We start from the raw sequence: 20,758 nt of genomic DNA on the forward strand, positions 1-20,758 counted from the left end.
GTGACAACCGTGATCCGAACCAGATCTTGGAACGACGGGCCATGGGGCTAGGCGAGGCGGGCGGCCTCGGCCGTGATGTCGTCGGGCATCGTCTGCGACAGCCGCTCCGCGGCGACCCGATGCTCGTAGCCCTCGATCTCGCGGGCGACGCGTACCGGGTCCCAGCCGAGGACGGCTGCCATGATCTCCGCGGCGTGCCGGGCGGACTCCGCACCCCGGTGCGCCGTCTCGATCGAGATCCGCGTACGCCGGGTCAGCACGTCGTCGAGGTGCAGCACGCCCTCGGCCGCGGCCGCGTACGCGACTTCGGCCGCCAGGTACTCGGGGGCGCCGTCCAGCTGGCGGCCCAGCGCCGGATCCTGGTCGATGAGGTGCAGGACGTCGGTCGTGAGGGTGCCGTAGCGCTCCAGGAGATGCTCGACGGCACCGACCGACAGCCGGCCGCCGGGACGCCGGGCCAGTTCAGCGCGTCGGCGCCACATGGCCGCGTACCCGTCGGCGCCCAGGAGCGGCAGCCGGTCCGTGCTCGACCGGCGGACGGAACCGAGCCGGCGGGCGGCCCGGTCGACCACGTCCGCGGCCATCACCCGGTAGGTCGTCAGCTTGCCCCCGGCCACCAGGAACAGGCCGAGCATCGGCTCGACGACGGCGTGCTCCCGGCTCAGGGCGGAGGTCGACTCCTCCTCGCCGGAGAGCAGGGGGCGCAGGCCGGCGTACACGCCTTCGATGTCGGACCTGGTCAGCGGCCGGTCCAGCACCTTGTTGACCTCGGACAGCAGGTAGTCGATGTCGCGCGCGCTCGCGGCCGGATGCGCCCGGTCGAGCATCCAGTCCGTGTCGGTGGTGCCGATGAGCCAGTGCCCGCCCCACGGGATCACGAAGAGCACACTGGACGCCGTACGCAGGATCAACCCGACGTCACCCGTCATCGCCGACCGGGGCACGACGAGGTGGATGCCCTTCGACGCGCGTACGCGCAGACCGGGCCGGGCGTCCGGGAGCAGGCCGGTGATGTCGTTGCTCCACACGCCGGTGGCCGCGATGACGGTCTTCGCCCGGATCGTCAGCTCGCCGAAGTCCTCCGCGATCGCGGTGACGCCGGTGACCTGCCGCGCCTGGCGGGTGAGTCCCGTCGCGCGTACGCCGGTGCCGACGGCCGCCCCCAGACTCGCCGCCGTACGCACGAGCGACACCACGAGCCGGGCGTCATCGACCTGGCCGTCGTAGTACCGGATGGCACCGACCGCGGCGTCCGGCCGCAGCGACGGGAACAGCTGGTGGGCGCCGCGCTGCGTCAGATGACGATGGGCGGGCATGCCGCGGCCCGACGGTCCCCCTTGGACGGTCGAGGCGAAGGCGTCGTAGAGCGCCACCCCGGCGCCGTAGTAGACCCGGTTCCAGGCGCGCTTCCAGCCGGAGTCACCCGGCAGGGGGACCAGGAACGGAACCGGGCGGACGAGATGGGGCGCCAGCCGGGTCGCGAGCAGGCCGCGCTCCCGCAAGGCCTCGTGGACCAGGTGGAACTCCAGCTGCTCCAGGTAGCGCAGGCCACCGTGGACAAGCTTGCTGGACCGGGAGGAGGTGCCGCTGGCCAGATCACGGGCCTCGATCAAGGCGACGGACAGGCCGCGCGCGGCGGCGTCCAGCGCGGCCCCCGCACCGGTCACACCACCGCCGATGACCAGCACGTCGAACTCTTCCGAGGCCAGCCGGCGCAGGTCGTCGGCGCGGCGCCCGGGTGTCAGGGCGCCGGCGTCGTTACGGGAGACACCACGGTCGCGCACCCTTGAAAGAGTAACGTGCGATCATGGCCGATCAGTCGCCTTCCGAGCCGTGGTCCGCGCCACCTCCTTCCTCCCCCCTGTGGCATCCGCCCGGTCTTCCCGCCGCCCCGAGCCACGTCGTCGGCGGCCGGGACGGCACCTTCCGCCCGGGCGGCCCGGCGATCTTCGGCGCGATCGTCGTCGGTCTGCTGGTCCTGGTCTGCGGCGGGGCCTTCGTGCAGGCGGCCGGCTGGCTGACCGGGCAGACCCTGCTGGAGCTCGATCTGCCCCAGCCGCCGTGGGTGTGGCCGCTGTACGCGGTCGGCGTCGCCCTCTTCGGCGCCCTGCCCGCGCTGCTGCTGATGCTGATCCCCCGCGCGTACGCCGTGCGCGAAGCCGGGCGGGCCTGGTTCTTCGCGTCGGTCTTCGCGATCCTGGCCTGCCTGCTGCGCGCGATCCCGATCGAGTTCAACGAGGCCTATCTCGGCGGCACCGCGGCCGTGGCCGCCGTGCTGGCCGTGCTGCTGCGGCGTACGCAGCCGGACTTCCCGCAACGCCGGTCGCCGGCCGCGGTGCCGCTCGCCGTGCTGGCCGGTGCGGTCGTCCTCGTGCCGTGGCTGGTGCTCGGCGCGCTGGGCGGCGTCCTGGAGACGGTCCTCGCCGTCCTCGCGGCCGCCGCCGTCGGCTGGCTCGCCTCGTCGATCCTGGACGGCCGCTTCTGGCTGCCCTTCGCCGTGGGCGGCCGCACGCGGCTGGTCCTGCTCGGCGGCCTGGTGGCCGGGATCGCGCTCGCTCTGGTCGCGTCGGGGACCGGCGCCTCGGGCACGCAGCTGCTCGCGTTCGCCGCCGTGCCGCCGCTCGGCTTCGCGGCCGCCGCGCTGGCCCCGGGTTCGCGCGCGGCCGTCGGCTGGCTGACCGGCCTCGCGGTCCTCGGCCCGCTCGCCTTCAGCGATCCCGACGAGATCTCGCTGTTCCTGCTCGGCGGCGACATTCCCTACTGGCTGACCATCGCCGCCGTGTCCGCGCTGGTCCTGGCTTTGATCATTTCTCTCGTGTACGTGTTCACGCTCCCCGCGAAGCTCGTTGCGGGCGGCATCGGCGTACCCGATGTGGGGTTCCGGCCCGCCCGACGGGGTCTGGCAGCGGCGCTCGCCCTCGTCGCGCTGGCCGGCGGCGGCACCGCGTACGCCCTGGCCGGCCAGCCCGGATTCCACGGCGAGCGGCTGTTCGTGGTGATGAAGCAGCAGGCGCCGCTGAGCGGGCTGCCGCTGACGACGGGGTCCGGGCCCGGGCGTACCGAGCGGGTGTCGGCGGTCTACCACCGGCTGGTCGACTTCGCGAACAGCACCCAGGCCGATCTGCGCAAGCAGCTGGACCGGTTCCACCTGACCTACACGCCCTACTACCTGGTCAACGGCATCGCCGTGGACGGCGGCCCGGAGATCCGCGCGTGGCTGTCCCGCCGCGACGACGTGGACCGCGTACTGCTGGATCCCGTCCTGCGCCCGCTGCCGGCGCCGCTCCCGGTGGACCACGGCGACCTGCCCAGGCCCACCGGTACGCAGTGGAACATCGCCATGGTCGGCGCCCCGCAGGCCTGGCAGGACGGGGTGACCGGGCAGGGCATCACGGTCGGCACCTCGGACTCCGGTGTGGACGGCCGGCACGAGGCCCTGGCGTCCGGTTTCCGCGGCGGCGACGACTCCTGGTACGACCCGTGGGAGGACTCGACCTTCCCCCAGGACCACAACGGCCACGGTACGCACACGATCGCCACGGCGGTCGGCCGCGGCGGGATCGGGGTGGCTCCCGGCGCCCAGTGGGTCGGCTGTGTCAACCTCGACCGGAACATGGGCAGTCCCAGCTACTACCTCGACTGCCTCCAGTTCATGCTGGCGCCTTTCCCCCATGGCGGCGACGCGTTCACCGACGGCCGGCCCGACCGGGCGCCGAACATTCTGACCAACTCGTGGGGCTGCCCCGAGCTGGAGGGCTGCGACGCCCGCTCGCTGGAACCGGCGATCGACGCGCTGGCCGCGGCCGGGATCGCGGTCGTCGTGGCGGCCGGGAACAGCGGCCCGCGCTGTGACAGCATCACCGACCCGCCCGCTCCGTACCGGTCGGCGATCACGGTGGCGGCGGTCAACCGGGACAAGAAGGTCGCGAGCTTCTCCAGTCGTGGCGCGGCCGGCTCCGGGAAACCGGACGTCGCCGCGCCCGGGGAGGGCGTCGTCTCCGCCTTCCCCGGCGACACGTACGCCGAGCTGGACGGCACCTCGATGGCGACGCCGCACGTGGCGGGGCTGATCGCGCTGCTGTGGTCGAAGGACCCGGCGCTCATCGGCGACCTCGACGGCACCCGGCGGCGGCTCGCCGCGACGGCCGTCCCCGTGACCGGCACCGACACCACCGACGCGATCGGCACCGACTGCGCGAACGTACGCCAGGCGGCCGGCGCGGGGATCGTCCGCTATGGGCCCTGAGCGTTCGGGGCGGGTTCGGCCTTCGCGACCGCGCGGCGTACCAGGCGTTCGGCGTCGCGCTGGTCGACTCCGGCCGCCCGGAGCAGGTCGGTGGCCATCGATCTGACCTGGGCCACCACGACGCTCCCCGAGAACCCGAGCCCCGTGCGGTACGCCTCCGACGCGCTGCTGACGGCGCGTACCGCAGCGGCTCGGGTGGCCTCGGGATCCTGCTCGTCGGCGTACTCCCGGGGCAGCCATCCGGTGGCGTCGGCGAGGGAGCGGACGGCGGCGATCAGGCTCTCGGGGGCGTCCTCCTCGTCCAGGATCATCGACTTCGTACGCCGAGCCAGGACGCGGGCGTTGCGGATGCTCGGGACGAGGTGGTCGTAGCCGTCTACGTACGCGGCGAGCGGGCCGCGTTTGCCCCAGCGCAGCGGGGCGAGGGTGGAGATCTCGCGGGCGGCGACGATCGCGTCCTTCATGGCGGTCAGGTGCTGCTCGGCGTCCTTGAGGTCGTCGAGGCCGGCCTGGGCCAGGTCCGCGTCGCGCAGGTCGAGCGCCTCGGCGACCTTGCTCAGCCCGGTCGACATCTCGGCGAGCAGCGGCCCGGCCGCGTTGGAGACGACGGTCAGCGGGTTGAGCGGCAGCAGCAGCGCCATCACGCCGAGGCCGACCGACCCGCCGACCACCGCGTCCACGAACCGGCTGAACAGGTAGTCGCCGCTGCTCGGAATGATCGTGGCGACCAGGATGCCGGCCGAGGCCGACTGCATCAGCAGCGCGGGGGAGCCGCCCGCGAACACGGCGACCAGGATCGCGATGAAGACGACGAGCGAGACCTGCCACGACCCGCGCCCGACCACCACGATGAACGCCTCGCCGAGCGCGATGCCGACCGCGTTGCCGGCCACGATCTCGACCGCCCGGCGCAGCCGCTGCCCGACGCTCACGGCCAGCACCGAGACGGCCGAGATCGGCGCGAAGTAGGGCTGGTGATGGCCGAGCAGGTTGAACGCGATGAACCAGGCGAGGCCGGCGGCCAGCGCGGCCTGAGCGGCGAGGGCGAGACTCGCGCGGACGCGCCTCGACCTCGCGGTCAGCTCGGTCCGCACGATCTGGTTCATCCCTATGATTCTGTGCGGCCCAACCATGATCACGTTTGGATCAGGGAAATCACCCGAATCTTGGTCCAAGATTACGTGCGTTTCCCTGATCCAAACCGGATCAAGCCGACGCCCGGCGCGAGGGCGGCGGTCAGACGGCGCAGCCGGGGGTGACGGGGGCGGCCGACGGAGCTGCGAGGACCACCGAGCGCAGGGCCGTCAGGAACGCGTCCACGTCGGCGACGGTCGTGCCGAGGCCGATCGAGGCGCGTACCGCGGTGGCCGGCGCGCTCGCCCAGCCCTCCCGCTGCGCGGTCTCCTTCAGCAGACGCCGGGCCAGCGGATGCGCGCAGAACAGCCCGTCGCGTACGCCGATGTCGTGCCGGGCCAGCCCGGCCGCGATCTCCGCCGACTCCCGCCCGGCCACGGCGAACGCCACGATCCCCACCCGGGGCGCGGCCTCGTCGAAGATCCGCAGCTCGGCGACGCCCGGGATCTCCGCGATGCCGTACCGCAGGTGGGCGAGCAGCGCCTGCTCGGTCGCCTCCAGCGCGGTCCGGTCGGCCGCCTCGATCGCCTCGCAGACGGCCGCCAGGGCGACCGCGCCGAGCAGGTTCGGCGTACCGGCCTCGTGGCGGGCCGGGCCGGAGGCCCACTGGATGTCATGCGTGGCGTCGCCCACCCGGGCACTCGCACCCCCGCCGGCCAGGTACGGGTCGGCCGCGTCCAGCCAATCCGACCGTCCCACGAGGACACCGGCGCCGAACGGGGCGTACAGCTTGTGCCCGGAGAGCGCCAGGTAGTCCACGCCCAGGTCGTCGAGGTCCACCGGCACGTGCGGGGCCAGCTGCGCCGCGTCCAGCGCGATCCGCGCCCCGTGCCGCCGGGCCACCTGCGCCAGCTTGCGCACCGGCCACAGCTCGCCGGTCACGTTCGTCGCCCCGGTCACGCTGACCAGGATCGGGCTGTCGGGCGCGAGCCGGCGTACCTCGCGCAGCGCCGCGGCCAGCGCCCGGACCGCCGCGCCGGCGGAGTCCGGCACCGGCAGGCGTACCGAGCGGGGCCAGGGCAGCAGGTTCGCGTGGTGCTCACCGGCGAAGGTCACGACCGTCGCGTCCGCCGGCACCACGTGGGCGAGCAGGTTCAGCGCGTCGGTGGTGTTGCGCGTGAAGATCACATGATCGTCGGCCCGGGCCCCCACGAAGTCGCCCACCGTCTGCCGCGCCCGCTCATAGGCCAGCGTGCAGCGCTGCGACAAGGCGCCGGCGCCACGGTGGACACTCGCGTACCAGGGCAGGATCGCGTTCACCGCGTCGCTCGCGGCCCGCGCGCACGGCGCGGTCGCCGCGTAGTCCAGGTTCACCTGCCCGGGTACGCCGTGCACAGCGATCTGGTCCGGCCAGCCGAACCCGAACTCGGGGGACTCGACCGAAGCGAAGTCGGCGGAGGTGAAGTCGACCGAAGCGAGGTCGGCGGTGGTGTCGGCGGGCTTCTCGAAGGCGCTACAGGGCGTGTCGAGGACAGCGGTCATGGTGAAACCCTCCCGGGTCCAGGGACCCCGGGAGCCGTGGCAGCCTGGGACGGGGTCCGCGCTTGCCTCGCACACTCATCGGGCGAGGCCCGGTCATCACCCGGGGCACCCCACCGCGAACGAGGGTTGCCGGACAGCCAGCCGGGGCTTCGCACTGTCACTCGTGACCTGTTGAACACTCTAGCGATAGGTAAGCTCCGTGTCATGGCCGATCTGACGCCGAGTTGGCTACCCGAGACGTCCGTCACACCCGGCCTCCCGCCGGTTCCCGTGGCGTACCCGCCGCCGCCCAAGAAACCCGCCAAATGGGTCCGGCCACTGGTGCTGGGACTCGTCATCTTCCTCATCGCGGGCGCCGCCGTCGCGATGCTCGTCTACCTCGGCGTCAACATGGGCGTCACCGCCCTGCTGGTCGGCCTCGCCGCCGCGATCCTGCCGGTGCCGGTGCTGGTCGCCTGCTTCCTCTGGCTCGACCGCTACGAACCGGAGCCGACCTGGGCGCTGGTCTGCTGCTTCGGCTGGGGCGCGTTCGTCGCCACCGGCATCGCCCTGTTCGTGAACACCTTCTCGGCCTCGTTGTTCGAGCACAATGGACTCTCCGACGACCTGGTGGCGGTGGTCATCGCCCCGTTCATCGAGGAATCCTCCAAGGCGCTCGGCCCGATCCTGATCCTGGTCTTCCTGCGCAAGGAGATCTCGGGCATCGTCGACGGCATCGTCTACTGCGGAATGTCGGCGACCGGGTTCGCGATGACCGAGAACATCCTCTACCTCGGCGGCCACGGGTACGCCGCGGGCGCCAAGGAGTACGGCGTCAGCACCGGCCTGCAGCTGCTGTTCGCGACGTTCCTGGTCCGCGTCATCTTCTCGGCCTTCGCCCATCCGCTGTTCACCTCGATGACCGGCATCGGCATCGGCATCGCGGCCCGGTCGGGCAACCGCGCGGTACGCGTACTCGCGCCGGTCTGCGGCCTGCTCGTCGCGATGATGATGCACGGCACGTGGAACCTGATCCCGACCCTCGCCGCGAGCACCGGCAAGACGATCCTGGTGCTGTACGGCTACTTCGCGCTGGAGATGCCGATCTTCCTCGGCATGGTGGCCTTCGCCCTCTGGCTGCGCGCGCACGAGGGGCGGATCACCGTCCGGGCCCTGCCGGGCTATGTCCGGGCGGGCTGGCTCACCCCGCCCGAGGTGGCTTCGCTGGCCTCCCTGAGCCGGCGCCACGCGGCGCGTACCTGGGCGAAGCGGGTCGCCGGGGACGCGGGCAAGAAGTCGATGAGCACGTTCCAGTTCGCGGCCACCCGGCTCGCCCTGGTACGCGACGGCATCGAGCGCGGCCTCTACCGCACGCCCGTCCAGGTCGAACGGGCCCGGGACGAGGAGACCTCGCTGCTGCGGGAGATCTCGGAGGCCCGGGCCGTCTACGTCGGGCGCGATCCGCAGACGCCGCCGGCCCAGTGGACGGGGGACGCGTACGAGATGCTGTTCCCCGACGGACAGACGCGGCGCGTGAGCGCACCGCCCGAGCCGGTGGTTCCGATGCCCGTGGTGATCCCGCCCCGTCCGGTCTGGACCTACGCGCCGCCCCCCACCCCCCACTGGCCCACCTCAAGATGAATATCAAGACTTGTGCGCCCAGTCGACGGTCGCTGGGGTGATCGATGACGGCTGAGGTGTAGAAAAGGCCGCCCAATGCATGATCGTTTACGGTTCCGGAACGCGTTGACCGACGTCCGCTGCACCTGACACGTAAACGATCATGCAGATGGGGCCGGAATCACACCTCAGCCGTCAACAATCACCGACAAGCCGACCCGCCCAACCGTCATCTCGGACAGTCGCGACAAAGGTCGGTCGGGGGGTTGGGGCGAAACAGTGACCGGGCGACGGTGGACGATGCGTCGCCCCACTCACCTGGCAGTGGAGTCCCCGGAGCGCAGCGATAGGGGCGGAACGGTCTCCCGCGCGAGGAGCGGAGGTGAGATCGACGAACCCGGGACAAATCTTTGAAAAGATCTTGATTTGAGGATTTCGAGCTGAATCACGCGCTGGACTCGGCTTGGAGGCGCGCGGCGATCTCGCGGCGGCGGCTGTTCAGAGCGCGGATCCCCGTGTTGAACATCGCGACGAGCGGAACCGCCACCAGCGCGCCGATGATGCCGGCGAGCACCAGGCCGCCCGCGATGGCCGCGATCACCGCGAGCGGATGGATCGCGACGGCCTTGCCCATGATGAGCGGCTGCAGGACGTGGCCTTCGAGCTGCTGCACGGCGATCACGGCAGCCAGGACGAGCAGTGCCGTCACCCAGTTCACGGTCACGCCCGCGACGAGGACCGCCACCGCGCCGGAGACCGTCGCGCCGATGATGGGGATGAAGGCGAACAGGAAGACCAGCGCGGCCAGCGGGAAGACGAACGGGACCTTGAGGATCCACAGCGCGATGCCGATGCCGAACGCGTCGATGAACGCGACGAGGACGGTCGCCCGCACGTAGGAGCCGAGCGAATGCCACGCGGCGTTGGCCGAGTAGTCGACCGCCTCGCGGGTCGCGGGGGGCATGATCCCGACGAAGAAGTTCCAGATCTTCCGGCCGTCGCGGAGGAAGAAGAACAGCGAGAAGAGCACCAGGAAGAAGCCGGTCAAGGCCTCGGCGGTCGCGGCCGCGGTGGACAGCGCGCTGCTGGTCAGCTTGCCCTTGTTCGAGGTGAACCAGGTCTGCACCTGGTTGCCGAGGGCTTCCAGCTGGGCGTTGGTGACGTGGAACGGGCCGTTCTTCAGCCAGTCGCGCACGTCCTGGACACCCTGCGCCGCGTTGTCGCTGACCTGGGGCAGGCCGGCGACGAACTGGTTGATCACGATCGTCAGGATGCCGACGACCGCGCCGATGCCGAAGAGGACCACGATCGCCGTGGCCAGCGACCGCGGGAAGTGCGCCCGCACGAGTACGCCGACCAGCGGCCCCAGCAGCGCGGAGAGCAGCAGCGCGATCGTCAGCGGGATGATCACGTTGGACAGGATGTTGACGATCTTCAGGGCGTAGAACGCGATGGCGCCGAGGATGAGCAGGCGCCAGCCCCACGCCGCGGCGATCCGCAGACCGGTGGGCACCTCCAGATCATCGCGGCTCGAGGTGCTCGCGTGCTCGACGACATGCACCGGCTCGGGGCCCGGATCCGCTGGCGGCGGCTCCTCGACGAACGGCTCCACCTCGTTGCGCCGCGCCCGTACCGACGCGCGGCCGGCCTCGTACGCACGCCGGATGTTGGCCTTCGCCCGGTCGAACCGTCCCAATGCGCACCTCCGCCGTCGACCTCCGGTACCCGCCAGCCGTATCACGTTAACCGGGGCACGCCCCCGACGCCCACGTAAATCGAGAGGCGCTCCGATACGGCTCGCTCGTTCGGCCCGTACCCGCCGGGCACTCGGCCCGGCCGCCCGGGCCGCCCAGGCACCGACGGTACGCCGACGTGGGTCGGACATGATCGACCGGGGCGCCGGGGAAGACCGAGGTGCGACGCGCGTACGCCGCCGCAGCGGGTAGCGTTTGGCGCTGTGAGCTCAGCAAGTCAGGCCGACGCCGGCCTTCCCATCCGCCTGCTCCTCGACCGCGTCCTGGTACGCCTTGAGACGGGCGACGGCGAACGGCTGTCCGCGGCCGGCATCGTGATCCCGGCGACGGCCTCGGTGGCACACCGCCTCGCGTGGGCGACAGCGGTCGCGGTCGGCCCCAACGTACGCTCGATCGTCACCGGGGACCGGGTCCTGTTCGACCCCGACGACCGGTCCGAGGTGGAGCTACACGGGCGCGACTACGTCCTGCTCCGCGAGCGGGACGTGCACGCGGTAGCCGCGACCCGCATAGAAGAAAACGCCACCGGCCTCTATCTCTAGCCTGAGTTCGTGGCTGGGCTTGCCTCGGTGGGAGCTCTGGAAGGTTGCTGTCGGGCGGGGCTGGCCTGGCGTGACCCTTATGCAACGCCCGTCAGCCCAAGATCCGCAAACGAAGTTTGAGGATCTTGAACTGCCGGGCGTCGCGGTCACGCCATCCAACCCCGCGCGGCCCGGCCGCCGATGAGGTGCTCGCCGTCGGCCAGTCACCCGATGGTTGGGGTGGTTGAGCTCATCCGGTGCGCACTCTGAGTTCTAGCTCTCGCTGAGGCGTTTGAGGGCTCCCAAGGCCACCTCGGGTTTTGTGGTGTACCAGAAGGGCGGGAGCGTCTTTCTGAGGAATGCTCCGTAGCCTCGGGCCGTCTCCAGGCGGGAGTCGAGGATCGCGACCACTCCTTTGTCGCTTGTGGAGCGGATGAGGCGGCCTACGCCCTGCGCCAGGCGTACTGCGGCGATGGGGACGCTGACCGCGGCGAAGCCCGAGCCGCCGGCCTGGTCGACGGCGGCGCTGCGGGCGGCCGCGAGCGGCTCGTCGGGGCGCGGGAACGGCAGGCGGTCGATGACGACGAGCTGGCACGCGTCGCCGGGCACGTCGACGCCCTGCCAGAGGGACATCACGCCGAACAGGCAGCTCGCCTTGTCGGCCCGGAACTTGCGGACGAGCAGGGGCAGCGCTTCGTCGCCCTGCAGCAGCACCGGGAAGTCGGTCTTCATGCGGACCAGGTCGGCGGCCTGCTGGGCGGCCCGGCGCGAGGAGAAGAGCCCGAGCGTACGCCCACCCAGCGCATTGATCATGGCGAGCAGCTCCTCGCCGGCCTGTTCGGGCAGCCCGGACGCGGCCGGCCGGGGCAGGTGCGCGGCGACGTAGAGGATGCCCTGCTTCGCGTAGTCGAACGGCGAGCCGACGTCGAGCGACTGCCAGGGCAGGGAGGTCGGCGTCTCGTCACGCTGGCGCGGGGCCGGCGGCGACTTCGGGGCGGACTTCGCGGCCGGGTCGGGGGCGGGTTTGGGCGCCGAGATCAGGCCGAGGGAGCGGGCGACGGAGTCGAAGGCACCGCCGAGCGTCAGGGTCGCCGAGGTCGCGACGACCGTACGCTCCTCGTAGAGCTTCTCGGCGAGCAGGCCGGAGACGGACAGCGGGGCGACGAGGATCGCCCGGCGGGGCTCGTGCTCGATCCAGGCGACGTCGTGGTCGGCGGCGGCCAGCAGCCGCTGGGCGGTCGTGTTCAGGTCGGTCAGGGCCACCTTGGCCTGTTGCTTGCGGACCGGATCGGGGTCGTCGGCCTTGACGTCGCCGATCTGGCGCAGCGCCCGGCTCGTGGCGCCGTCGATGAGGGTGCACGCCTCGTGGACCGCCTGCGGCAGGCCGGTCGTGATCCGGCCGGCGGGCGACTCGACGAGGCCGAGCGTCAGGGAGTCGGCCGCTTCCTGCAGCGACTGGTGGTCCTCGGGCTCCACGAAGGACCGGGCCATCCGGGCGGTCCGGTCGACGGCCTCGGCGGTCAGCTCGGCCTGGGTCGCGCTGGAGACGCGGTCGGCCAGTTCGTGCGCCTCGTCGACGATGAGCAGCTTGTGCGGCGGGACGATCTGCCGCCCGGTGAGCATGTCGACGGCGAGCAGCGAATGGTTGGTGACCACCAGGTCGGCCTCGCGGGCGCGGACGCGGGACGCCTCGGCGAAGCACTCGGCGCCGTAGGGGCACCGGCCGGCGCCGACGCATTCCCGGGCGGGCATGCTGACCTGGCGCCAGATGACGTCGTCCACGCCGGGGTCGAGCTCGTCGCGGTCGCCGGTGTCGGTCTTCTCCGCCCACTCGCGCAGGCGCTCGAACTGCTTGCCGAGCCGGCCGGACTCGCCGATCCAGACCGTCTTGGCCTTGCCGGGCCCGGTGTCCCCGGCGGCCGCGTCGAACAGGCCGGCCGGCTCGTCCTCGGCGTCGCCGGCGTGCTCCAGCTTGGCGACGCACAGGTAGTGGTGGCGGCCCTTGAGGACGGCGAAGGTCGGTACGCGCCCGAGCAGCGGCCGCACGGCCTCGGCCAGCCGGGGCAGATCATGATCGACCAGCTGGGACTGCAACGCCAGCGTCGCCGTCGAGATCACGACCGGGCCGTCCACGGTCAGCGCCGGCGACAGGTACGCCAGCGACTTGCCGGTGCCGGTGCCGGCCTGCACCAGCAGATGCTCGCCGGTTTCCAGGGCGGTCGCGATGGCGGCGGTCATGGCCTGCTGGCCGGGGCGGGCGCCGCCGCCGGGGACCGCGCCGACCGCGGCGTTCAGTACCTCGTCCGCCGAGGGTGCCTTCCGTCGCGTCACGCTGAAGACCCTAGCCCGAGGGGGCGACAAGTCCGACCGGCCCCGCCGACGCGACGGCCGCCGTCACACCCCGCGGTGTCACCCGCCGGACTCGCGGAAGAAACGCGTACGCGGGAGTGTGCTTGCGGGGTACGCCGATCCTGGTAGCCAAGGGGCGCGGTGTGGGGGAGGATGAGGCGCTATGGACGAACGGTCCGTGGGGGACGACGGTTCGCCGGGGAGCGGTCCCCGGACGGGCGACCGGGTGCGGGTGGAGATCGCGAAGTTCGACGGGTCGCCGCACCGGGGCTACCCGGCGGTGCTGCTCGGCGAGGACGAGTTCGGGCGGTGGCTGGGTGTGCCGCGCGGAACGGTGTCCGATTCCGGTACCCGGCACGAGCTGCCCTGGGTGCTGCTCGTCCCGCCGGACGCCTGGTGGACGGCGATGTTCAACCCCGCGCCGCAGGGCAGCGAGATCTACTGCGACATCACGACGCCGGCTGAGTGGATCGAGGGCCGGCTGGTCCTCGCCGACCTCGACCTGGACGTCAAGCGGCGCCGGGAGTCCGGTGCGGTGCTGCTCGTGGACGACGACGAGTTCACCGCGCACGCGGCCGAGTTCGGGTACCCCGCGCCGCTGATCGACCGGGCCTGGGCGGCGGCCTTCGAGCTGCGGCAGGCCCTCGGCGACGGGAGCGAGCCGTTCGCCTCGTACTACCACCGCTGGCTGGACAAGATCATGTCCTGGGAACCCGTCACACAGCGACCAGGTCACTGAGGGATACACCGCAAAACCCGGCAGCGGCGGTGTGTTTGGGTGATGATCTGGACATGGCTCGTAGTCTCGCCGACCTGTTGCGGTTCGACCCCGCGACGGGCGATCTCGCCGCGATCGATCCCCGCGGCACTCCAGGACTGCCCAAGGCCGCCCGCGAAGATCCCAAGGTGTGGGCCCGCGCCCAGCTGCCGATCCTGGGCGGCGAGCTGTTCGCCGAGCAGGAGAAGCTGGTCGCCGCGGCCAAGACCGCCGGGTCCCGGCAACGCGTACTGCTGCTGATCCAGGCCATGGACTGCGGGGGCAAGGACGGCACGATCAAGCACGTGGTGGGGGAGTTCAACCCCCAGGGCGTACAGATCGTGGCGTTCGGCAAGCCCACCGAGGAGGAGCTCGCGCACGACTTCCTCTGGCGCATCGAGAAGGCGCTGCCCGGCCCCGGCCAGGTCGGCGTCTTCAACCGTTCGCACTACGAGGACGTGCTCACCGTCCGCGTCAACAGCCTGGTGCCCGCGCGTACCTGGCGGGCGCGCTATAACAAGATCAACAAGTTCGAGGCCGCCGTGGTCGGGTCCGGCTGCGAGCTGATCAAGGTCATGCTCCACATCTCGTACGCCGAGCAGCGCGGCCGGCTCAGCGACCGGCTCCAGGATCCGACGAAGTACTGGAAGTACAACCCGTCCGATCTGGACGAGCGGCGGAAATGGCCCGCGTACCAGGACGCGTACAACGATGCTCTGGTGAAATGCAGCACAGACGCCGCACCCTGGTACGTGGTCCCCGCGGACCGCAAGTGGTACCGCGACTGGGCGGTGGCGACGCTCCTGCTGGAGCGGTTCCGCGCGCTGGGACTGGCCTATCCGCCGCCGGATTTCGATCTGGACGTGGAGCGGGAGCGGCTCGCCCAGGAGGCCAAGGTAAACGGAACATGAACGGCGAATGAATCAACGGTAGCTGGCGGTGACCTGCTGTTGACGTGAATGTGAAGCACCCTAGTATTCGGCCGGTAGCGATCATCGCCAGAAGACGAGGTTTGCCGTGAAGTTCTCCCTTCGCCCGCAGGACCAGGCGTTCTACGACTACTTCAGTCGGGCCGCCCAGAACCTGGTGCGCGGGACCGAGCTGCTCACCGAACTGGCCCTGCCCGGCGCCGACGTCCAGTCGGTCAGCGAGCGGCTCGGCGAGGTGGAACACGACAGCGACCAGATCACCCACGAGCTGTACAAGAAGATCAACTCAACCTTCATCACGCCGTTCGACCGCGAGGACATCTACAACCTCGGCTCCGGCCTCGACGACGTGATGGACCACCTGGAGGCGGCCGGCAACCTGGTCTACCTCTACGGGCTCACGAAGCTGCCGGCCCTGCCGCGCGAGATGCACGAGCTGGTGGACGTGCTCGACCAGCAGGCGAAGCTCACCGCCGAGGCGATGCCCCGGCTGAAGGGCCTCAAGCAGCTCGAGGAGTACTGGGTCGAGTGCAACCGGCTGGAGAACGAGGGCGACCGGTCCTACCGGATGCTGCTCGTCCGCCTCTTCTCCGGCGAGTACGACGCGTTGACGGTGCTGAAGATGAAGGAGGTCGCCGACGAGCTGGAGAAGGCGTGCGACGCCTTCGAGCACGTGGCCAACACCGTCGAGACGATCGCCGTCAAGGAGTCCTGAGTCTTGGACACCATGTTCTGGGCCGTTCTCGCGGTGATCATCGTCGCGATGTTGTTCGACTTCACGAACGGCTTCCACGACGCCGCGAACGCGATCGCGACCAGCGTGTCGACCCGGGCGCTCACTCCGCGTGTCGCCCTGGCGGTGGCCGCGATCGGCAACTTCGTCGGCGCCCACCTCGGCGGGCGGGTCGCGGCCACGGTCGGCAGCGGCATCGTCAAGCTCCCGGCCGGCACCGCGGGCCTGGCCATCGTCTTCGCCGGCGTGGTCGGCGCGATCGGCTGGAACCTGCTGACCTGGTACTTCGGCATCCCCTCGTCGTCCTCGCACGCGCTCATCGGCGGCCTGGTCGGCTCGACGGTCTGCTCGTTCCTCTTCGACGTCCAGGGCACGAAGGTGCTCTGGGGCATGATCGTGCAGAAGGTCGTCATCCCCATGGTGGTCTCGCCGATCACGGGCTTCGTCCTCGGCGCGCTGGCGATGCTCGCGATCATGTGGATCTTCCGCAACGGCATGCCCGGCCGGCTGAACCGCGGCTTCCGGCACGCCCAGACGGTCTCGGCGGTCGCGATGTCGGTCGGTCACGGCATGCAGGACGCCGCGAAGACCATGGGCATCGTGGTCCTGGCCCTCTACACGGGCGGCTACCAGGACAGCGCGACGCACGTTCCGCAGTGGGTCTACTGGACCTCGGCGACCATGCTCGCCCTGGGCACGTTCTCCGGCGGCGCGCGGATCATCCGCACGCTCGGCCGGAAGATCATCGATCTGGGTCCGGCCGAAGGCTTCGCGGCCGAGGCCGTCGCCAGCGTCGTGCTCTACACCGCCACCTGGCTGAAGGCCCCGATCTCCACCACCCACACGATCACCTCGGCGATCATGGGCGTGGGCGCCACCAAGAAGGTCTCGGCCGTACGCTGGGGCGTGGCGGGGAACATCGTGACCGCGTGGGTCCTGACGTTCCCCGGTGCCGGACTCGTCGCCGCCGTGACCTATCTGATCCTGCACCTGTTCTGAGCCGGCACCTGCGCTGAGCCTGCACCTGCGCTGCGCAGGGTGCGGATCAGCCGCCGACGCGTACCAGGCGGGCGCTCAGGTGGCTCTGCATCGGCTGGCCCACGGCGGCCATGTCGTGCGCGTACAGCAGCTCGCCGTTGACGATGCCGAACAGGCGTACGCCGCCGCGGACCTCCTTCGCGGTCGGCGTACGCACGATCGCGTCCGTCGACACCTCGAGCCGGGGCGGGTTGACCTCGGCCCGGCCGAGGTAGAGCTCCATGATCCCGGTCGGGGTCATCATCAGCATCTCGACCTCGTCGCCGCCGGCCGCCGGCCGCCACCAGCCGGTCTCGCGGCCGGCCGGGCGGATCGGCTTGCTGTCCTCGTCGAGCAGCCAGGCCCGGGACTCGTAGTGCAGGAACGGCCGGCCGTCGTGGCTGATCCGGATCTCCTGCGCGTAGTCGAAGTCCTCGATCGTCGAGTAGCCGCCCCGGCCCCGGCCCCGCCACACGCCGACGAACGGCAGCAGGCCGAGCAGGTCGTCGTGGAGGTTCGGACCCGTACGCAGGTCGTGCGTCTCCTCGAACGGGTACGGCTCGACCGGCGGGGCATTGAGCCACGGCGGCTGCATCGGGTTCTCGCTCACCAGCGTCCTCTCGCGATCCTGACTGCCACGTAGACCAGGCCTCCGGCGATCCCGCCCAAGCCCGCGACCAGCAGACTCACGAATCCGATCTCGGTGACCATGCCGACCATCTTAGGCTGCCCGGTATGACACGAAAGCTGGTCGTCAAGGTCACCGCGGGCGCCGACGCCCCGGAACGATGCGCACAGGCCTTCACCGTGGCCGCGACGGCGGTCGCCGCGGGCGCCGACGTCTCGCTGTGGCTCACCGGCGAGTCGTCCTGGTTCGCCCTGCCCGGCCGGGCCGAGTCCTTCGAGTTGCCGCACGCGGCACCGCTCGCCGACCTGCTCGGCGCCGTCCTGGCCGCCGGCCGGGTCACCCTGTGTACGCAGTGCGCCCAGCGCCGGCAGATCACGCCGGGCCAGGTTCTGGAGGGCGTACGCATCGCCGGAGCGGCGCTCTTCGTGGAGGAGGTGCTCGCCGAGAACGTGCAGGCGCTCGTCTACTGAGGACGGATCAGGGCTCGCGGCAGCCGGAGGTCATCGTGACGACCACCGTTCCGGGATCTCCGGTACGCCCGCGGACGGCCACGAACAGGCCGGCGTCGGCGTACAGGCTGATGGTGGAGTCCTGATCGGTGGTCTGCGCGTGGTACGCCGACGGCAGCCCGTCCGCGATCTCCCGCAGCAGGGTGGCCTCGCCGCCCGGGGTGGTGGTGAAGGTGAGCTGGCGCTTGATCGACGCCCCGGTACGCGCCTTGGTGATGTCGCAGGTCTGCTCGGCGTAGTCGCCGACGCTGACGCTGGAGGAGATGTTCCGCAGTTCCCCGGTCACCCGGTCCATCGTGTCGCGGGCCTGACCGATCGTGGTCTGGCCGGGCACGGTCGGCGGGCTGTCGCGATACGAGTAGTAGGCGAGGCCGGCGAGCAGCAACGCCCAGGCGGTGATCGCCACGGCGACGAGGGTGCGCTTGCGCATCCCACCATAGTGACATCCGCTCGCGGCCGGCCGGCGCCGGATAGGGCGCGGCCCCGGCGCGGGAAGCACCGGGGCCGCGAGGCAAGAGCGTGGGCTTCGCATCCGTCCCGGGAGACGGACACCTGGAATCAGGAGACGGACACCTGGAACTCGTTGACGCCGCGGGCGACGGAGACCTCGCCACCGCCGTTGCCGAAGCGGGACAGGGCGCGGACGGTCCACTGGCCGGGCGCCGCGAAGAACCGGAAGCGGCCGGCCGGGGAGGTCACCACTTCGGCGGTGAACTCGCCCGTGCGGTCGAGAAGGCGCACGTACGCGCCGGCGACCGGGTCGCCGTTGGTCGCGAGGACGGTGCCGGAGATGACGGTCTCCTTCTCCAGGTCCACGCTGGCCGGGATGGGAGCCGCCTGGTCGGGGGCGGCGCAGGTCGTCACGGACATGAAGATCAGGCCTCCAGGGTTCCGGGCTCGTCGCCCAGGGCAACCGGCACGCCGACGAGCGAGCCGTATTCGGTCCAACTACCGTCGTAGTTCTTCACACTCGGCTCGCCGAGCAGCTCGTGCAGCACGAACCAGGTGTGCGAGGAGCGCTCACCGATCCGGCAGTACGCGATGGTCTCCTTGGACGTGTCGAGCCCGGCGGCCGAGTAGATGTCGCGCAGGTCCTCGTCGGTCTTGAAGGTGCCGTCCTCGTTCGCGGCCTTGCTCCACGGGACGCTGATCGCGGTCGGCACGTGGCCGGCCCGCTGCGCCTGCTCCTGGGGCAGGTGGGCCGGCGCGAGGAGGCGGCCGGCGAACTCGTCGGGGCTGCGGACGTCGACGAGGTTCTTGACGCCGATGGCGGCCACCACGTCGTCGCGGAACGCGCGGATCGACAGGTCCTGCTCCTGCGCGGTGTACTGCGTGGCGGCCCGCTGGGGCACGTCCTTGCTGTAGGGGCGGGCGTCCAGCTCCCACTTCTTGCGGCCGCCGTCGAGCAGCTTGACGTCACCGTGGCCGTACAGCTTGAAGTACCAGTACGCGTACGCGGCGAACCAGTTGTTGTTCCCGCCGTAGAGGATCACGGTGTCGTCGTTCGAGATGCCGCGCTCGGAGAGCAGGGCCTCGAACTGCTTCTTGTTGACGAAGTCCCGGCGGACCTGGTCCTGGAGGTCGGTCTTCCAGTCGATCTTGATGGCGCCCGGGATGTGGCCGCCGTCGTACGCGCTGGTGTCCTCGTCGACCTCGACGAAGACGACGCCGGGGGCTTCGAGGTTCTTCTCGGCCCAGTCGGCCGAGACGAGTGCGGTGTCGCGACTCATTGGTTGGCTCTCCTAGTGGATGCTTGAGGTGAGCCGGCGCCACGCGCTGAAAGTGAAGAAAACTGCGCCGCGCACGACCCTGGATGACTCACGGGGTTCGACGACGGCGACGTCGCAATCAAGCCGGGCTAGGGCTCAGATGGGCAGGACCTGCCGCGCCGCCGTCAGAGGACGGGGCGACAGAGGCAGGCGGCCACGCGGCACAGGTCGACCGCGCGCCTCTTGGTGAGCAGGATGCCCATGGGACGGACAGTACCAGTTGAATGAGCCCCTGCCGAAGGCTCGGCCCACAATCCGGGAAGGATCACCCCTGCGAGAGCGGTCCGCGCCGTACGCGAGAAGGCCCCCGTGCTTGCGGTGGGCAGGGGCACAAGGCACGATCGTCAGGTGTTCCCCGCCCCCGAAGAGACCAGGCAAGATCGCAGGTCGCGCCGTGCCGACCGGGACGGCGACGACACCCGCCGGACCAGGCGCGGCGTCGAGCCCGAGCCGGAGGCCGAGGACGACGAGTTCGAGGACGACGACTTCGAGCCGGCCATCGCCCCGGTCCGCCGCCTGCTGTCCTTGTTCATCGCCGGCTTCAGCGGCCTGCTCGCGGTCGGCCTGATCTTCGGCGCCCAGACCGCCGGCGTCGGCTCCGCCCGCATCCCGTACGCCGTGGTGATCTTCGGTGTGCAGGTGCTGTTCGTGCTCGCCTGGACGATGGCGATGCGGCCGGCCGGCGCCAAGGTCGTCGGGGCGGTCGGACTGCTCACCGCGCTCGTGGCCGACTTCGCCGCGGTCTCACCGGCCTCGGCCGGGCTCGGCCCGCTGGCGCTGGCCGCGGTGGCCGGGTTCGTGGCCGGCTTCGTCGGACAGATGATCACCGGGGCCGCCCGCCTGCGGGTCACCGAGACGCTCGGCAACACGCTGCTCATCGTGATAGGCGTGGTCAGCTTCGCCACGCTGGTCGTGCTCACCCGGATCCCCGAGGGCACCCAGGCGATCGTCATCTGCCTGAGTGCCGCCGGCGTCGCGCTGCTGGTCGCCCGCCTGATGGACACCATCGCGCCGGTACCCCGGATCGCCGCGCAGGTGCCCCGGGGCTCGCTGGGCGTGGTCGTCGGCGCCATGGCCGGTACGCTCGTCGCCGCGATCTGGGGCAGCTACCTGTTCAGCTTCAGCCCGAAGAGCGCCGCGTTCATCGGGCTGGCGGCGGCCGGCGCGGCCGTCCTGGCCGACCTGGCCGTCGGGTTCGCGGAGGTGGGCCGTGAGCTGGCCGGCGACGCGCCGACGATGTGGATCGCCCGGCACATGCAGGGCCCCCTGGGCGGGTTCGCGCTCGCCGCACCGGTGGCGTACGCGGTCTCCGTCATCTTCCTGACCTGACG

General features: G+C 71.1%; 19 protein-coding genes, 1 pseudogene and 1 riboswitch. Of the genes and pseudogenes, 9 read left to right on the forward strand and 11 right to left on the reverse strand.

The annotated features are described in order from the left end of the window. Positions 1 to 47: 47 nt before the first annotated feature. Positions 48 to 1,784, reverse strand: a complete 1,737-nt coding sequence (locus G401_RS44710; protein ID WP_051366454.1) for a glycerol-3-phosphate dehydrogenase/oxidase — start codon at positions 1,782 to 1,784, stop codon at positions 48 to 50. 23 nt (positions 1,785 to 1,807) lie between these two features. Here G401_RS44710 and G401_RS0110210 point away from each other — a divergent pair, with 23 nt between their 5' ends. After that, a complete protein-coding gene (locus tag G401_RS0110210; protein ID WP_084557033.1) occupies positions 1,808 to 4,246 on the forward strand; it encodes a S8 family serine peptidase in 2,439 nt (812 codons plus the stop codon). Here the strand turns inward: G401_RS0110210 and G401_RS44715 are convergent. Both G401_RS44715 and G401_RS44720 read right to left on the reverse strand, forming a co-directional pair. Beyond that, entirely contained in the window at positions 4,234 to 5,352 is a 1,119-nt protein-coding gene (locus tag G401_RS44715; protein ID WP_051366455.1) for an FUSC family protein, read from the reverse strand. The genes G401_RS0110210 and G401_RS44715 overlap by 13 nt on opposite strands. 130 nt (positions 5,353 to 5,482) lie before the next feature. Beyond that, positions 5,483 to 6,862, reverse strand: a complete 1,380-nt coding sequence (locus G401_RS44720; protein ID WP_084557035.1) for an aminotransferase class V-fold PLP-dependent enzyme — start codon at positions 6,860 to 6,862, stop codon at positions 5,483 to 5,485. 53 nt (positions 6,863 to 6,915) lie between these two features. After that, positions 6,916 to 7,031, reverse strand: a riboswitch (SAM riboswitch). A gap of 35 nt (positions 7,032 to 7,066) precedes the next feature. Between G401_RS44720 and G401_RS44725 the strand changes: the two genes are divergently transcribed. Then, a complete protein-coding gene (locus G401_RS44725) occupies positions 7,067 to 8,482 on the forward strand; it encodes a PrsW family intramembrane metalloprotease (RefSeq protein WP_051366456.1) in 1,416 nt (471 codons plus the stop codon). Positions 8,483 to 8,906: 424 nt separating this feature from the next. Here the strand turns inward: G401_RS44725 and G401_RS0110230 are convergent, their stop codons facing one another. Next, positions 8,907 to 10,157 (reverse strand): AI-2E family transporter, encoded by a 1,251-nt coding sequence (locus G401_RS0110230; protein ID WP_027342437.1) that lies wholly within the window; start codon positions 10,155 to 10,157, stop codon positions 8,907 to 8,909. A 261-nt stretch (positions 10,158 to 10,418) separates the two neighbouring features. Between G401_RS0110230 and G401_RS0110235 the strand changes: the two genes are divergently transcribed. Further along, a complete protein-coding gene (locus G401_RS0110235) occupies positions 10,419 to 10,757 on the forward strand; it encodes a GroES family chaperonin (RefSeq protein WP_027342438.1) in 339 nt (112 codons plus the stop codon). Positions 10,758 to 11,009: 252 nt separating this feature from the next. On the opposite strand, the gene G401_RS0110240 is transcribed toward G401_RS0110235, so the two are convergent. After that, positions 11,010 to 13,067, reverse strand: a complete 2,058-nt coding sequence (locus tag G401_RS0110240; RefSeq protein ID WP_027342439.1) for an ATP-dependent DNA helicase — start codon at positions 13,065 to 13,067, stop codon at positions 11,010 to 11,012. 181 nt (positions 13,068 to 13,248) lie between these two features. Between G401_RS0110240 and G401_RS44730 the strand changes: the two genes are divergently transcribed. The 4 genes from G401_RS44730 (at position 13,249) to G401_RS0110260 (ending at position 16,503) form a co-directional block, all read left to right on the forward strand. After that, positions 13,249 to 13,824 carry a DUF402 domain-containing protein gene (locus G401_RS44730; RefSeq protein WP_051366458.1) on the forward strand — a complete coding sequence of 192 codons (576 nt, stop codon included), beginning with the start codon at positions 13,249 to 13,251 and terminating at the stop codon, positions 13,822 to 13,824. A gap of 53 nt (positions 13,825 to 13,877) precedes the next feature. Next, the gene (locus G401_RS0110250) at positions 13,878 to 14,753 is read left to right on the forward strand and encodes a PPK2 family polyphosphate kinase (RefSeq protein WP_034591222.1); all 876 of its coding nucleotides are present in this window, start codon (positions 13,878 to 13,880) and stop codon (positions 14,751 to 14,753) included. Positions 14,754 to 14,859: 106 nt separating this feature from the next. Beyond that, positions 14,860 to 15,486 (forward strand): DUF47 domain-containing protein, encoded by a 627-nt coding sequence (locus G401_RS0110255; RefSeq protein ID WP_027342441.1) that lies wholly within the window; start codon positions 14,860 to 14,862, stop codon positions 15,484 to 15,486. A 12-nt stretch (positions 15,487 to 15,498) separates the two neighbouring features. After that, the gene (locus tag G401_RS0110260) at positions 15,499 to 16,503 is read left to right on the forward strand and encodes an inorganic phosphate transporter (RefSeq protein WP_034591326.1); all 1,005 of its coding nucleotides are present in this window, start codon (positions 15,499 to 15,501) and stop codon (positions 16,501 to 16,503) included. 46 nt (positions 16,504 to 16,549) lie between these two features. Here G401_RS0110260 and G401_RS0110265 read toward each other — a convergent pair whose 3' ends face one another. Next, a complete protein-coding gene (locus G401_RS0110265) occupies positions 16,550 to 17,134 on the reverse strand; it encodes an FABP family protein (protein ID WP_157545570.1) in 585 nt (194 codons plus the stop codon). Next, positions 17,128 to 17,232 carry a small membrane protein MtfM gene (gene mtfM, locus G401_RS58270; RefSeq protein ID WP_027342444.1) on the reverse strand — a complete coding sequence of 35 codons (105 nt, stop codon included), beginning with the start codon at positions 17,230 to 17,232 and terminating at the stop codon, positions 17,128 to 17,130. Before mtfM ends, G401_RS0110265 begins: the two co-directional genes overlap by 7 nt. A gap of 24 nt (positions 17,233 to 17,256) precedes the next feature. On the opposite strand from mtfM, the gene G401_RS0110275 reads away from it, so the two are divergent. Beyond that, a complete protein-coding gene (locus G401_RS0110275; RefSeq protein WP_034591223.1) occupies positions 17,257 to 17,619 on the forward strand; it encodes a DsrE family protein in 363 nt (120 codons plus the stop codon). A 7-nt stretch (positions 17,620 to 17,626) separates the two neighbouring features. On the opposite strand, the gene G401_RS44735 is transcribed toward G401_RS0110275, so the two are convergent. From G401_RS44735 to G401_RS58495, 4 genes and pseudogenes are all read right to left on the reverse strand, one after another. Then, complete coding sequence (locus G401_RS44735) at positions 17,627 to 18,088, reverse strand: hypothetical protein (RefSeq protein ID WP_051366459.1); 462 nt, start codon at positions 18,086 to 18,088, stop codon at positions 17,627 to 17,629. 128 nt (positions 18,089 to 18,216) lie between these two features. Continuing rightward, positions 18,217 to 18,528, reverse strand: coding sequence for a DUF1416 domain-containing protein (locus tag G401_RS0110285; RefSeq protein ID WP_034591224.1), 312 nt, complete (start codon positions 18,526 to 18,528; stop codon positions 18,217 to 18,219). Between the two features lie 5 nt (positions 18,529 to 18,533). Beyond that, complete coding sequence (locus G401_RS0110290) at positions 18,534 to 19,388, reverse strand: sulfurtransferase (protein WP_027342447.1); 855 nt, start codon at positions 19,386 to 19,388, stop codon at positions 18,534 to 18,536. A 164-nt stretch (positions 19,389 to 19,552) separates the two neighbouring features. Beyond that, positions 19,553 to 19,633, reverse strand: a pseudogene (locus G401_RS58495) (Ms5788A family Cys-rich leader peptide); the annotation flags it as partial. A 142-nt stretch (positions 19,634 to 19,775) separates the two neighbouring features. Between G401_RS58495 and G401_RS44740 the strand changes: the two are divergent. Further along, complete coding sequence (locus G401_RS44740) at positions 19,776 to 20,756, forward strand: hypothetical protein (protein ID WP_064741731.1); 981 nt, start codon at positions 19,776 to 19,778, stop codon at positions 20,754 to 20,756. The last annotated feature ends 2 nt before the right edge of the window (positions 20,757 to 20,758 follow it).

Source organism: Hamadaea tsunoensis DSM 44101 (assembly GCF_000428945.1).
Lineage (GTDB): Bacteria > Actinomycetota > Actinomycetes > Mycobacteriales > Micromonosporaceae > Hamadaea > Hamadaea tsunoensis.